The sequence below is a fragment of the Actinomadura sp. SCN-SB genome (assembly GCF_043906805.1).
GTDB lineage: Bacteria > Actinomycetota > Actinomycetes > Streptosporangiales > Streptosporangiaceae > Spirillospora.
In genome coordinates, this window is the sequence record NZ_JBIMPP010000007.1 from 111,587 (window position 1) to 123,776 (window position 12,190).

11 protein-coding genes are annotated in these 12,190 nt (G+C 70.6%); 5 read left to right on the forward strand and 6 right to left on the reverse strand.

What is annotated here, in order from left to right; genetic code table 11:
- Positions 1 to 135: 135 nt before the first annotated feature.
- Together ACGWYJ_RS06830 and ACGWYJ_RS06835 are read left to right on the forward strand one after the other, a co-directional pair.
- On the forward strand, positions 136 to 2,220 hold the full coding sequence (locus tag ACGWYJ_RS06830) for an RNA degradosome polyphosphate kinase (protein WP_395104720.1): 2,085 nt from the start codon (positions 136 to 138) through the stop codon (positions 2,218 to 2,220).
- Positions 2,213 to 3,169, forward strand: coding sequence for an NUDIX domain-containing protein (locus ACGWYJ_RS06835; protein WP_395104721.1), 957 nt, complete (start codon positions 2,213 to 2,215; stop codon positions 3,167 to 3,169). The genes ACGWYJ_RS06830 and ACGWYJ_RS06835 overlap by 8 nt, the downstream gene beginning before the upstream one ends.
- A gap of 8 nt (positions 3,170 to 3,177) precedes the next feature.
- On the opposite strand, the gene ACGWYJ_RS06840 is transcribed toward ACGWYJ_RS06835, so the two are convergent.
- Together ACGWYJ_RS06840 and ACGWYJ_RS06845 are read right to left on the reverse strand one after the other, a co-directional pair.
- Positions 3,178 to 4,698, reverse strand: coding sequence for a CHAD domain-containing protein (locus tag ACGWYJ_RS06840; protein WP_395104723.1), 1,521 nt, complete (start codon positions 4,696 to 4,698; stop codon positions 3,178 to 3,180).
- 159 nt (positions 4,699 to 4,857) lie between these two features.
- Positions 4,858 to 5,310 carry a GNAT family N-acetyltransferase gene (locus tag ACGWYJ_RS06845; RefSeq protein ID WP_285700799.1) on the reverse strand — a complete coding sequence of 151 codons (453 nt, stop codon included), beginning with the start codon at positions 5,308 to 5,310 and terminating at the stop codon, positions 4,858 to 4,860.
- Between the two features lie 159 nt (positions 5,311 to 5,469).
- Between ACGWYJ_RS06845 and ACGWYJ_RS06850 the strand changes: the two genes are divergently transcribed.
- Both ACGWYJ_RS06850 and ACGWYJ_RS06855 read left to right on the forward strand, forming a co-directional pair.
- Positions 5,470 to 5,802 carry a WhiB family transcriptional regulator gene (locus tag ACGWYJ_RS06850; protein ID WP_395104724.1) on the forward strand — a complete coding sequence of 111 codons (333 nt, stop codon included), beginning with the start codon at positions 5,470 to 5,472 and terminating at the stop codon, positions 5,800 to 5,802.
- A 104-nt stretch (positions 5,803 to 5,906) separates the two neighbouring features.
- Complete coding sequence (locus tag ACGWYJ_RS06855; protein ID WP_395104725.1) at positions 5,907 to 6,527, forward strand: rhomboid family intramembrane serine protease; 621 nt, start codon at positions 5,907 to 5,909, stop codon at positions 6,525 to 6,527.
- Between the two features lie 28 nt (positions 6,528 to 6,555).
- On the opposite strand, the gene ACGWYJ_RS06860 is transcribed toward ACGWYJ_RS06855, so the two are convergent.
- The 4 genes from ACGWYJ_RS06860 to ACGWYJ_RS06875 all read right to left on the reverse strand — a co-directional run bounded on the left by ACGWYJ_RS06860 (position 6,556) and on the right by ACGWYJ_RS06875 (position 10,425).
- Positions 6,556 to 7,320, reverse strand: coding sequence for an SDR family oxidoreductase (locus ACGWYJ_RS06860; protein ID WP_395104726.1), 765 nt, complete (start codon positions 7,318 to 7,320; stop codon positions 6,556 to 6,558).
- A gap of 197 nt (positions 7,321 to 7,517) precedes the next feature.
- Positions 7,518 to 7,727, reverse strand: a complete 210-nt coding sequence (locus ACGWYJ_RS06865) for a DUF397 domain-containing protein (protein ID WP_395104728.1) — start codon at positions 7,725 to 7,727, stop codon at positions 7,518 to 7,520.
- Positions 7,724 to 8,545, reverse strand: coding sequence for a DUF5753 domain-containing protein (locus ACGWYJ_RS06870; RefSeq protein ID WP_395104729.1), 822 nt, complete (start codon positions 8,543 to 8,545; stop codon positions 7,724 to 7,726). Before ACGWYJ_RS06870 ends, ACGWYJ_RS06865 begins: the two co-directional genes overlap by 4 nt.
- A 509-nt stretch (positions 8,546 to 9,054) precedes the next feature.
- On the reverse strand, positions 9,055 to 10,425 hold the full coding sequence (locus tag ACGWYJ_RS06875) for a sensor histidine kinase (protein ID WP_395104730.1): 1,371 nt from the start codon (positions 10,423 to 10,425) through the stop codon (positions 9,055 to 9,057).
- A gap of 219 nt (positions 10,426 to 10,644) precedes the next feature.
- Here ACGWYJ_RS06875 and ACGWYJ_RS06880 point away from each other — a divergent pair, with 219 nt between their 5' ends.
- Positions 10,645 to 12,126, forward strand: coding sequence for a glutamate--cysteine ligase (locus tag ACGWYJ_RS06880; RefSeq protein WP_395104732.1), 1,482 nt, complete (start codon positions 10,645 to 10,647; stop codon positions 12,124 to 12,126).
- The last annotated feature ends 64 nt before the right edge of the window (positions 12,127 to 12,190 follow it).

Below are 12,190 nucleotides of genomic sequence, written 5' to 3' on the forward strand. Positions count from 1 at the left end.
TGCGCGAAGGAACGACCGCCGCGATCGGTTGCTCCACGGAACCGCGGGCATGAACCGCGTATCCAATCCAGCACTGAAACATCCGCAACATCAAAGTTCCACTCTCGTTCATCTTGATCGGGGATTATCACCGTCATGAGCATCGAGCCAGGACCTCTCCCCCACGGCGCCGATGAGCTGCCCGAGGACCGTTTCCTGGACCGCGAGGAGAGCTGGTTGCGGTTCAACCAGCGCGTCCTCGAACTCGCTGAGGACCCCGGCCTGCCGCTGCTCGAACGGGTGCGCTTCCTGTCCATCTTCGCCAGCAACCTGGACGAGTTCTTCATGGTCCGGGTGGCGGGCCTGGCCCGGCGGATGGCCACCGGCCTCGCCGTCCAGTCCGCGAGCGGACGGCAGCCCAGGGAGGTGCTGGAGCGCACCTCCGCCGTGGCGCGCGAGCTGATGCTGCGGCATGCCGCCGCCTTCCGCGACGACATCCTGCCCGCCCTGGCCAAGGAGGGCATCGAGCTGCTGCGCTGGGACGAGCTGGCCGAGACCGAGCGGGAACGGATGCGGCGGCTGTTCCGCGACCGGATCTACCCGGTGCTGACGCCGCTGGTGGTGGACTCGGCGCACCCTTTCCCCTACATCTCCGGGCTGTCGCTCAACCTCGCGGTGATCGTCCGCGACCCGAACACCGAGGCGACCATGTTCGCCCGCGTGAAGGTGCCGCCGGTGCTGCCGCGCTTCATCGAGGCGTCCCCCAACCGGTTCACGCCCCTGGAGGACGTGATCGCGGCGCACCTGGGGCAGCTGTTCGTGGGCATGGAGGTGGTGGAGCACCACGCGTTCCGGGTCACCCGCAACCAGGATCTGGAGATCGACGACGACATCAGCGAGGGGCTGCTGGAGGCCCTGGAGCGCGAGCTGCTGCGCCGCCGCTTCGGCCCGGTGGTCCGGCTGGAGGTGGAGGACTCCATCTCCGACGGCGTGCTCGACCTGCTCACCACCGAGCTGGAGATCGAGGAGGGCCAGATCTTCCGGCTCGACGGCCCGCTGGACCTGGCCGGGCTGTCGGCGATCGCGGACCTGGACCGCACCGAGCTGCGCTACCCGGCCTTCGTCCCCTCCAAGGAGGCGCTGCCCGCCGACGCCGACATCTTCGGCGCGATCCGCGAGCGCGACGTGCTGGTGCACCATCCCTACGACTCGTTCACCACCACCGTCCAGCGGCTGATCGAGGAGGCGGCCGACGACCCGCGGGTGCTGGCGATCAAGCAGACGCTGTACCGCACCAGCGGCGACTCCCCGATCGTGGACGCCCTGGTCGACGCCGCCCAGGCCGGCAAGCAGGTCGTGGTCGTGGTGGAGCTGAAGGCGCGGTTCGACGAGCGCGCCAACATCGCCTGGGCGCGCAAGCTGGAGAAGGCCGGCTGCCATGTCGTGTACGGCTTCGTGGGGCTGAAGACGCACTGCAAGCTCGCGCTGGTCGTCCGGCAGGAGGCGGACGGCTCGCTGCGCCGCTACTGCCATATCGGCACCGGGAACTACCACCCCAAGACGGCCCGCCTGTACGAGGACTTCGGGCTGCTGACCGCCGACCCGGACGTGGGCGAGGACGTCAGCGCCCTGTTCAACCACCTGACCGGCTACTCGCGGCAGAGCACCTACAACCGGCTGCTGGTCGCGCCGCAGGGGCTGCGGTCGGGGCTGGTACGGCGGATCGAGCGTGAGATCGAGCACCACCATGCGGGACGTCCGGCGCGCGTCCGCATCAAGGCCAACTCGGTGGTGGACGAGGACGTCATCGACGCCCTCTACCGGGCCTCGCGGGAAGGCGTGCCGGTGGACATCTGGGTGCGCGGCATCTGCGCGCTGCGCCCCGGGATCCCGGGGCTGTCGGAGACGATCCGGGTGCGCAGCGTGCTGGGCCGGTTCCTGGAGCACTCCCGGGTGTTCGCGTTCGAGAACGGCGGCGACCCCGAGGTGTGGCTGGGCAGCGCCGACCTGATGCACCGCAACCTGGACCGCCGGGTGGAGGCCCTGGTCACGGTGACCGACCGGGTGCATCGCGCCGAGCTGATCGACCTGATCGACCGGGCGATGGACGACCGCACCGCCACCTGGTGGCTTGCCGGGGACGGGACCTGGACGCGGCGGGCGGAGATGACCGACGAGCCGTTGCAGGACATCCAGACGTACCTGGTGCGGAGCAGGCGCTGGAGGACGGTCGATGGGTGAGCGGCGCCGCCAGGGCGGCCGTTCCAAGGCGCCCGGCGCGAAGCAGGAGCGCGAGCCGATCCAGGCGGCGGGCGCCGTGTTGTGGCGCGACGGCGCCACCCGGGTGGCCGGTCCGGAGGTGGCGCTGGTCCACCGTCCCAAGTACGACGACTGGTCGTTCCCCAAGGGCAAGCTGAAGAGCGGCGAGCATGTGCTGACGGGCGTCGTCCGCGAGGTCGCGGAGGAGACCGGGATCGTGCCGCGGCTGGGGCGCCGGCTGCCGTCCGTCATCTATCCCAAGGACGACCGGATCAAGCGCGTCGACTACTGGGCCGCCCGGCAGGCCGCGCTGTCCACGGAGCATTCCGTTCCGAACGAGGAGGTCGACCGGCTCGAATGGCTGCCGCTGGCCGAGGCCGCGGAACTGCTCTCCTACTCCCACGACGTGGACCTGCTGCGCGAGTTCGGCGCCGGGCCGCGGCACACCTGGCCGCTGCTGATCCTGCGGCACGGGTCCGCCGGGGACAAGAGCCGGTGGGAGGGACCGGACGAGCTGCGCCCTCTGGACGCCCAGGGGCGCGCGGAGGCGGTCCGGCTCGCGGAGCTGCTGACCGCCTACGGACCGGCCCGCCCGATCAGTTCCTCGACCGCCCGGTGCGTGGAGACCGTCCTGCCGTACGCGCGGCGGCTGGGCGGCACGATGCTCACCGACCCCGCCTTCACGGTGGACGAGACCAACCCGGACCTGGCCCGCGACCGGCTGCTCGAACTGGCCGACGCGGGCGTCCCCGCGATCGTGTGCACGCACGGTGAGATCGTGTCGGAGCTGATCACCTCGCTCTGCCGGCATCTGGGCGAGAAGGTCCCCGAAGAGCCGTCGCTGCGCAAGGGCGCGTTCTGGGCGGCCCACCTCACCGCGGGCGAGGGCGGCGCCCCCACCATCGCCGCCATGGAACGCCACGCCTCCTGAACGGCCGGTCATCGCAGGGACGGGGCGGGGATGGAGGCCCACGTCCCTTCCAGCCGCGACAGGGCGGCGCCAGCCTCGCACCGCTCGATCCCGTACAGCACGCCCAGGGTGAAGGCGTCGGCGGTGTCCGTGGACCGCGCGGCGGCGTCCTTCAGGTGCCGGCTCGCGATCACGCCGTCCTGGTAGTCGCCGAGCACCTCCTGAAGCTTCTTGGCGTTCCTGACGACGCGCGCCGCCGGGTCGCCGAGCACGGCGACCGCCGCCTCGGCCGCGTACCGCGCGCGCTTGGCGTCCTTGCGGGTCTCGTGCCGGGCGGTCTCGGGGTCTTCGGACGTCCCGATCGTGGCGTAGGTCTCGGCGAGGCGTCCCCAGGCGCGTTCGACCAGGCGCGGCAGCTCGCGGGCCGCGCTCCGCCCGGCCTTGGCGCCCAGCGGCGGGTCGGCGACCAGCCCTTCCAGCGCGTCCAGCACGGCGTAGTAGCGGTCGCTCTTGAGCGTGGCGTTGAGCCGCCTGTACGCGGAGCGTTCCGCCTTCGCCAGTTCCTCCAGCCAGGCGGGCTCGCCGATGTCGTCCAGCCCGGCGACCCGGTCGGTGAAGCGCATCCGCAGCACTTCCAGGTCGCGCACCTCGCCCAGCTCCGTGGCCAGCCACTTCAGCTCGTCCCGCAGAGGGTCCGTGCGCTCGCGGTCCAGGACGGGCCGGTAGCTCTGCAGGACGCTGCGGAGCCTGCGGGTGGCGACGCGCATCCTGTGGACGGCGTCGTACTCGGCGAGCCGCGCCTTGGGGTCGAAGGCCAGCAGCGCCTGGACCTGCGCCGCGACATACGCCATCACGGCCTGCCCCGCGGTCGGCTCGCCGCCGTCCAGTTCCGCCAGGGCGCTGCCCAGCGCCTCCTTGGGCGTCGGGCGCCTGATCTCGCCGTCCAGCAGCCGTCCCAGCTTGGAGGAAGAGGCGGCGCGGTGGGCGCCCGCCTTGCGCAGCGCCTTCCCGGCGGCCTTCAACAGGGCGCGGTCGCCGGCGTCCAGCTCGACCTCGATCTCGCGCCAGCGGTCGCCCGTGGCCCGCCCGTTCACGGCGCCCTCGGTGAGGAGCACCCGTCCCGTCACGGCGTCGTCGGCGACCTCGGCCAGCACGCCGCCGGACGCGTCCAGCAGCCGCAGCACCGTCCGGTCGGTCTCCAGGGTCGCCACCGGGCGCAGGGGACGGCCGCGCGTGTACGCGGCGACCAGCGTGGCGAGCCGTGCCGGGACGGCCTGGGCCCTGCCGAGCGGGGCGCGCAGCTCGTCCTTGCTGTCGGGGCCCGCGGGCATCTTCAGGTGCCAGCCCGCGTCCGGGCCGCCGCGCCGGCGGCGCAACGTGATCCCGTACGCGGCCAGCCGCAGGTCCTCGGTGTCGAAGTAGGTGGCGTGAAGCCGATGCGTCTCCGGGTCTCCCACGGCGGCCACGCCGGGCAGCCCGGTCAGCTCGGGAACGGTGAAATCGGCGGAGGCGTCGTACTTACGCTCGATCTCGACATGCTTCACGGCCACGGTCCGGCTCCTCGACCACGCGTCGGCGCTGGTTAGCAGATCTTTATGGCCAGCATTACACGCCGGGGTGAACGGTGACAGACGTCTTCCGAGCGCGGGGGCGACGGCCAGGCCCCCGCCGACCTCGGCCTTCACCGGGGGTCGCGAGCGGGACGCGGGTCACCTGAGGTGGTACTTCATCCCCATGTGCGAGGGGCGGAAGCCGATCTTCTGGTAGAAGCGGATGGAGTCGGGGCGCTGGCGGTCGGTGGTGAGCTGCACCACGCGGCAGCCGCGCTCGCGGGCCCGTTCGATGGCCCAGCCGATGAGGAGCTGGCCGACGCCGCGTCCACGGTGCTCGCTGGCCACGCGGACGCCCTCGATCTGGGCGCGCTCACCGCCGGTGTAGGTGAGCCCCGGTATGTAGGTGAGCTGCATCGTGCCGGCGATGGCGCCGTCGATCTCGGCGACGATCACGGCGTTGTTGGGGTCCTTGTCGATGGCGTCGAACGCGGCGTAGTAGGCGTCCGGGATGACCTCGCCGGGCGTCTCCCGGGTCGCCCCCAGCGGATCGTCGGCCAGCAGCCGGACGATCTCGGGGAGATCCGCCCGCACGGCCTCCCGGAAGGTCACTTCTTGATCACGCGGCACGTACCAAGGGTACCGGGCCGCTACCGTGAGTCCTTGCTCCAACAACTTGTAGTACTACAGCTTGTAGTACTACGCTGTGTTCGACAGGCATCCCACCCCGGAAGCGCGCCGGCGTCAGTGGCGACGCCGCAGGGAGCAGACATGCAGCACGTCGACAACGAAGAACACTGGAGCGACCACGCCATCTGCCGTGGCGAGGACCCCGACCTGTTCTTCCCGATCGGCTACTCCGCCCCGATCCTGCGCGAGCAGGAGCGCAGGGCCAAGGCGATCTGCGCCAACTGTCCCGTCACCGCCGACTGCCTGGCCTGGGCGCTCAAGGTCGGCGAGCCGGACGGCATCTGGGGCGGCACCACCCCCGAGGAGCGCCGCCACCTGCGCCGCTCCGCCGACGCCCCGCCCCGCAGGCGGCTGCCCGCCATCGTCGTCCGCGGCGACCACCCCGAGGACACCGCGACCGCCTCCGCCGCCTGACCGCCCCCGCCTGGTGTCGGAACGGGGTTTCGCGGGCACTATGCGCGGTGCGAAAGCGTTGCCGATAATGACGGCTGGGTCATTCACCTCGACGGCGGGCGAACATGAGCTATCCCTCGGTCCCTGAGAAGAACCGCTCCGAAGGGCTCGCGACGCATGGCGTGCGCGCCATGTCGGCGGCCATCATCATCGGCCTGGTCACCGCGGCGATGTGGGTCCTGGAGATCGCCGACTACATCCTGAACGGCGCGCTGGACAGCTACGGCATCACCCCGCACGACGTGGGCGACCTGCCCGACATCTTCACCGCCCCGTTCATGCACGGCGGCTTCGGCCACCTGATCGGCAACACCATCCCGTTCGTGATCCTCGGCTTTCTCGCCGCCGCGAGGGGCATCGCGAAGTTCCTGGTCACCAGCCTGATCATCATGGTGGTCGGCGGGCTGGGCGTGTGGTTCCTCAGCTCCGCCAACACGCTGGGCTCCAGCATCCTGATCTTCGGCTTCTTCGGCTATCTGCTGGGCCGCGGGCTGTTCGAGCGGCGGCCGCTCGACCTCGGCATCGCCATCGGCGTCGTGCTCCTCTACGGCACCATGATCTTCGGCGTGCTGCCGAGCGACCCCGGCATCTCCTGGCAGGGCCACCTGTTCGGGCTCATCGGCGGCGTCCTCGGGTCCTGGATCCTGCGCCGCGACACCGGCAGGGATCGCCGAATCGCGGCCTGAGGCTTCCGGGGGCCTGTGGCGGTACGGCTCAGTGCGGCCGGACGGTGATGTCGGACACGACGGCGTCCGCCGGGGTCTCCAGGGCCGCCACCAGCGCCCGCGCCACCGTGGCGGGGTCCACGAAGCGCGCCGGGTCATAGTGCCGCCCCTCCTGGGCATGGACCTTCCGCTGCATCTCCGTGGCGGTACGTCCCGGAAACAACGAGGTGACCCGCAGCGACGGCTCCTCGGCGCGCAGCGAGTCGGCCAGCGCCCGCAGCCCGAACTTGCTCGCCGCGTACGCCGACCACATGGGGCTGGCGCGCAGCCCGGCCGTCGAGTTGACGAACACCACGTGTCCCCCGGCCGCGCGCAGCGCCGGCAGCAGGATCCGGGTCAGCTCGGCGGCCGACACCAGGTTCACCATGAGCTGGTCGATCCAGTGGTCGGCGTCCTGATCGGCCACCGCGCCGAGGTCCACCACGCCCGCGCTGTGCACCACCCCGTCCAGCCGGTCCGGAAGCCCGGCCGCGGCGAGCGCCGCCTCCAGGCGCCGGGGCTCGGACAGGTCGAGAGGGATCACCCGGGCCACCGTCCCCGGCGTGGTGGTGCGGACGCCGCCCGGCTCCCCGTTGCGCTCCCGCACCAGGATCTGCGTCCGCCCGTGCCGCCCGGACGCCATGCTGTTCCGCAGCGTCTCCAGCCGCTCGCGCGACCGTCCCGTCAGGATCAGCTCGTGCCCGCGCTCGGCCAGCAGCCCGGCGACCGCCGCGCCGATCCCCCCGGTCGCCCCCGTGATCAGATAGGTGCCCATGACCCCCCATTCTCCTGGCTCAACGAGATCGACGCCCCCGACCGGCCGCGAGTTCACCGCCCCGGGGAGACAAGGCCGGAACATTCGAGTCCCGTCCAGCCAGGCGACGATACGGCCGCGCCCATCGCCGACCCCGCCACCGCCCTCACGTCCCGCCCGGGCCTCAGTCCAGAGCCGTGGGCCGAACGCGCGAAAGTTCAGGTGAGATCGTGCTCGCCAGCCCTGATACGGCCAGTGAACGCCCTCCAGGCGGACATGGTGAAGGTCAGCTTGGGACCATCCGGGTCCTTGGAATCGCGGACGGCGATCATGGGGGCCAGGTTCGCGATCTCCACGCATTCGCCTCCGTGATGGTCGCTTCGGCTGCTCGTGCGCCAGTGGACCGCCGTCGGGTCGTTCAGGCTCATAGCTCCTCCATCACGGTCTTGATCAAAACCCGCGACTCTTCTACAGGTAGTGCGTGACTTCGCACCAAGTCGTACTCTACGAGGCGCCTTGCGACCAGTGGGGGCTGTTTGAGGAGCACGCCTTCACCGCAGGATTCGGTGTACGCGATGTTGCCCCCGTCCTCCATGCCGAGGATGGTGAAGACTCCGCCGAGCCCTTCGTGGTAGCCGACGTTGAGCGGCACGATGTGGACCATGTTGGTGGGACGCTCGCTGAATTCCAGGAGATGAGCGAGCTGCTCGCGCATGATCTCGCGGCTCCCGACGATCCGGCGCAGGACTGCCTCGTCCATGATGAACCATGTTCGTGGCGGGTTGTCGCGGGTGAAGATCTCTTGGCGCTTCATGCGCTCGTGGACCCACCGCTCCACGTCGTCGAGGCTCGGACTTCTTCCGAAGATGGTGCGCGCATAGTTCTCGGTTTGGAGGAGCCCGCCCATCAGGTTCGGGCTGGAGTTGCGGATGGTTTCGGCGCGGGTCTCGTAGTCGAGGTACTGCGGGAAGCCGGGCGGGAGGGTGGAGAGGTGTCTCGTCTCGTCGATCCGCTCCCAGAGGCGTAGGAAGAGACCGTTCGTCTTGAAGTACGTGTCGAGGTCTTCTGCGAATTTCTGCGAAGAAAGGTTCTTGCACAACTCGACTTGTCCTACGTACGAGTCGGTGTAGCCGAGGGACTTGGAGAGTTCGGTCTTGGTGAGACCGGCCTGGGTGCGCCAGGTTTCGAGTTCGGTGGCGAAGGTGATGACGGCGGGGGCGTCGTAGGGCTCGGAGCGTGCTGGCATGGGGGCCTCCCGTGGTCGAACCTGAACGGCCGGGTTTGATTGATCTTCGCTGGGGTGTATCGCCGGTGGTGTCCGAGACCTTCCACAGGGTAATCACATCTGTGAGGGTGGTCACAGCATTTTCGGCAGGTTCTCGCGACAGGAAAGTTTTTCCTCATGGATAGGTTCGGACAGCCCGAGGAAGGGGCGCTCGAAGAGCTTCGGCGGGACTTCATCGGGCACCGCATATGGCGGTCCGTTCGGTCGGACGGAAGGCCAGGTGAGTGGGTGGCGAGCCTGCACGATCCAGGTGCAGGTATTACGCCGACGCTAATGCATCCCACGCCGGAGGCATTGCGGGCGGAGCTCGTCCAGGAGCGGGTTCGGGCGCAGGCAAGGAAACTGTAGGGCCGCGCGGGGAAAGGGCACTTCGCACCATATAGGCGCGGTGTGCTTGTAGTGGAGGACACGCAGCAACGGCGCGGCCGGTGCCCCTACCGGTCGCGCTGTCTGGCGTCCTTCGTAAGGTCTCAGGGGGACAGGGGGAGGTGGAGGGCGAAGCGGGCGCCCTTCGGGTGGTCCTCGATGACGAGGGAGCCGGAGTGGGCCTGGGCTATCTCCCTGGCGATGGCCAGGCCCAGGCCGGTGCCGCCGGCCGAGCGGCTGCGGGCGGAGTCCAGCCGGGTGAAGCGCTCGAAGACGCGTTCGCGGTCGGCGGGCGGGATGCCGGGGCCGTCGTCGGTGACGGTGAGGCGCGCGTTGGGCCCGGCCCGGCACACCTCGATCTCGACCTCGCCGTCCGCGTACCGCTCGGCGTTGTCGAGAAGGTTGTCCAGGAGGCGGACGAGCTGCATGCGGACGCCCCGTACGGTCAGCCCCTCGGTGAGCCGCGTGCGGACCCGCAGGCAGGACGGGCGGCGCCGGATCTCGGACGCGGCGAGCTCGGCGAGGTCGATGGTCTCGTGGGCGGCGCTGCCGCCGGTGCCGATGCGGGCCAGGAGCAGCAGGTCGGTGACGATGGACTCCAGGCGGTCGGTGTCGCGGAGGGCCGAGGCGATGGCCATTTCGAGGTCGGTGTCGTCGGGGTGCATCGACGCGTCCTCAAGGTTGGCACGCAGACCGGCGATCGGCGTGCGGAGCTCGTGGGAGGCGTCCGAGGCGAACTGCCGCTGCCGGGCGACGGCGCGTTCGAGCCGGTCCAGGGTCTCGTTGGCGGTACGGGCGAGCTGGGCGATCTCGTCCTCGCCGCCGGGTTCGGGGACGCGGCGGCTGAGGTCGGTGGCGCTGATCTCGGCGAGCTGCGCGCGGATCTGCTCGACGGGACGCAGCGTCCGCCCGACGACCCGCCAGGTGACCCGGGCGATCAGCCCGGACAGCGCCAGCACCGCGACGCCGAGCAGGACCTCCAGCAGGCCGGTCACCAGCAGCGACGGCATCGGCCGCGCCGCGTAGACGACGGCGGAGTCGGGGGCGGTGGTCGTGCGGATCACCACGAGCATCGTGCAGTCGCCGCCGGGTCCACGCCCGGTGCACCGGATCGCGTCCACGATCCGCTCGTCGCTGGACGGCCACAGCCTGCTGACCGGCGGGCGCCCCAGGGCGCCGGGGGTGGCGGCGACGACCCGTCCGCGCCTGACGACCTGGACCTGGACCCGGTCCCGTCCGCCCGGGTCGTCGGCGTCCCCGGAGTCGTTCGGGATGACCGGGCCGGCGAGGGCGCCCTCCCGGACGGCGGCGCTGACCCGGCGCGCGGACCGCTGGGTCTCCTCCAGCACGTCGTTCCGCATCGCGTCCCGTACCGCCAGGTCGATCCCGGCCGCGACCGCGGTGAACGCCAGCGCGGCCAGGACGGCGGCGATCAGCGTGTCACGCGAACGGATCGACCGGGGGCGGAGCCGCATCGGTGCCTCTCGTGGAACGTGATCGGGGTCGGGGAGGAGGGGTGACAGGCCGCGGGCGCTCGAACCAACGTACCGCCGTGTCATACCGGAATATCCCACTACCTGCGGAAGCGTCGCGGTCACTCGTTTATCACCGGATCCGGCGCGGTGCCGGGGTTTTCGCGCCCGGCCAATGGGACATCGCTTGTCATAGCACCCCTACCGGACGGGACGGGATAAATGGGTAGAGACGTGACCCCCATCGCCATCAGCGGAGAGGACCGGCGCCGCTACCGCGGCAAGGTCCGCCGCTGCCTGGACGTGCTGGCCCGGATGCTCGGCGAGTCCCAGTTCGAGTTCGAGCGCCCGCGCATCGGCCTGGAGATCGAACTCAACCTCATCGACGCCATGGGCGACCCCCTGATGCGCAACGCCGACGTGCTGAAGGCGATCGCCGACCCGGCCTGGGCGACCGAGCTGGGCCAGTTCAACCTGGAGATCAACATCCCGCCGCGGGAGCTGGGCGGATCCGGCACCGGCGAGCTGGAGAAGGAGGTGCGCGACCACCTCAACCGCGCCGACGCCCGGGCCCGGGAGGTCGGCGCCCACCTGCTGATGGTCGGCATCCTGCCCACGTTGCGCCGCTCCGACATCGGCGAGGAGGCGATCTCCGCCAACGCCCGCTACAAGATGCTGAACGACCAGATCTTCGCGGCACGCGGCGAGGAGATGCGGATCGCGGTGGACGGACCCGAGCCGCTGCGTATGCACACCGACACGATCCTTGCCGAAGCCGCGTGCACCAGCGTCCAGTTCCACCTCCAGGTCGCCCCGTCCACCTTCGGCGACTACTGGAACGCCGCGCAGGCGATCGCCGGACCGCAGGTCGCGATGGCCGCCAACTCCCCGTTCCTGTTCGGGCACCGGCTCTGGCACGAGACGCGCATCACGCTGTTCGAGCAGTCCACCGACACGCGTCCCGAGGAACTGAAGACGCAGGGCGTGCGGCCACGGGTGTGGTTCGGGGAACGCTGGATCACCTCGGTCTTCGACCTGTTCGAGGAGAACACCCGCTACTTCCCCGCGCTGCTGCCCCTGTGCGACGACGAGGACCCGGTGGCCGTCCTCGACGAGGGCGGCATCCCCGAACTCGGCGAGCTGAGCCTCCACAACGGCACCGTCTACCGCTGGAACCGTCCCATCTACGCGGTCGTCAACGGGCGGCCGCACCTGCGCGTGGAGAACCGCGTGCTGCCCGCGGGCCCGACCGTCGCCGACATCGTCGCCAACGGCGCCTTCTACTACGGCCTCGTCCGGGCGCTGGCCGAGGAGGACCGCCCGGTGTGGACGCGGATGTCGTTCGCCACCGCCGAGGAGAACCTGCGCCGCGCCGCCAGGGACGGGATGAACGCCATCCTGTACTGGCCGGGCATCGGCGAGGTGCCCGCCGCCGAACTGGTGCAGCGGACGCTGCTGCCGAAGGCGTACGAGGGACTGGACCGCTGGCGGGTCGACCCCGCCCGCCGCGACCGCCTGCTCGGCATCATCGAGGGACGCTGCGCCAGCGGCCAGACCGGCGCGTCCTGGCAGATCCAGACCGTGCAGGCGATCGAGGAGTCGTTCGGCACCGCCAGGCCCGAGGCGCTGCGGCTGATGACGCAAAGCTACGCCCGGCGGATGCACTCCAACGAGCCCGTCCACACCTGGCCGATCGGGCCCTGACCACCGGAGTTCTTCACACAACCCGCACATTTCCCGACAAGACCAGGCACGGGTCGTGCGTACA